Genomic DNA, 1,133 nt, shown 5'->3' on the forward strand with positions numbered 1-1,133 from the left:
AGAATCTTTTCTGCCAGTTGTTTTGCCTCCGGCTTAATCATATCGGCAATGGATGCATTTGTAGACTGTACATACGCCTCCAGTTGTGCGGTAGAAAAAATAGTTTTAGGGATTTGAGCAATGAGTGCAGTTTTTTTTGCAGGTACCACAACACCCGAACCATCCTGCGTATAGGCATCTGCTAATTGCTGATCACTCACATTTGGCATATTGCTAAATGTTGGTATCTTAATGCCCATACTATCCATTAATTTTTTATCCTCCGGGCTAATATCCTTCATCGCATCCTGCGCCAGCTTCAGTAAATCTTCCATTTCTTTTTGCGTAGGCGGCTTTTCCTTTGGCTTTACTTTTTTGCCCGGCTGGGCAAATGCTGTACTCAGGAAAAGAAATACAGCGATACATACAAAGCAGATTTTCATTGCAGTAGTTTTATGTTGTTGTACGATGAACTTATTGTTTTATAAAAGGAAAAGAGTGTTGTGTTTTAATTCTGTTGGGCAACCGAAGGAGATACATTTCTGTTGTGTAACGCACCTGCGCTAACATGTTGCAGCAAATGTGTAGCCTGCCTGAAAGGGATAAAATTTTTTTTCATGGTAAGTTGTTTATGGTAAAACAAACCTCATCATTTTTTTAGCTCTTGTCCATCCTGTAAAAACAGGATATTTTTTACACACAACCGTTGTGTGCGTTGCACAGCAACCTAATATAGATAGTGTAGAAAAAAGCAATTAGCCACTATACTGCCCGATACTATCCGGGAAGCATTAAGCATGATGCGTTTGGCAGTAAAGTATGAAACGGCAGATACTCTAAAATCAATGCAGCTGTACAATGCAGCTATTGCTTTTGCCCTTGGTAAAAAATTAAATTACCGTACCGGCCTGTGCTATTTTAATCAATCGTTTTTATTGCCCTACTTGAAAAAACAGCCAGACCTGGTAGTTTACTGATAGCCTTTTTGAGTGTATCTCATTTTACAAAGAGTAAAATGGATTTTTAAAGGAAGAGGGATGCGCCGGAAAAGGCCTGGCAATGGCAAAAAAAAAACTTGTACCCCGGCGTGGCGTCCCCGCCAGCCGGTTCCGCGGCATGATGGCTGATAAAAAATAAGCCGCCAACATATTGTC

1 protein-coding gene is annotated in these 1,133 nt (G+C 40.5%); it reads right to left on the reverse strand.

What is annotated here, in order from left to right:
• Positions 1–422 (reverse strand): hypothetical protein (locus tag EGI32_RS11065; RefSeq protein ID WP_255155435.1); only part of this gene is annotated, 422 nt, incomplete at its 3' end.
• Positions 423–1,133: the final 711 nt, after the last annotated feature.

This window comes from Ferruginibacter sp. HRS2-29, from assembly GCF_024343615.1.
Lineage (GTDB): Bacteria > Bacteroidota > Bacteroidia > Chitinophagales > Chitinophagaceae > Ferruginibacter.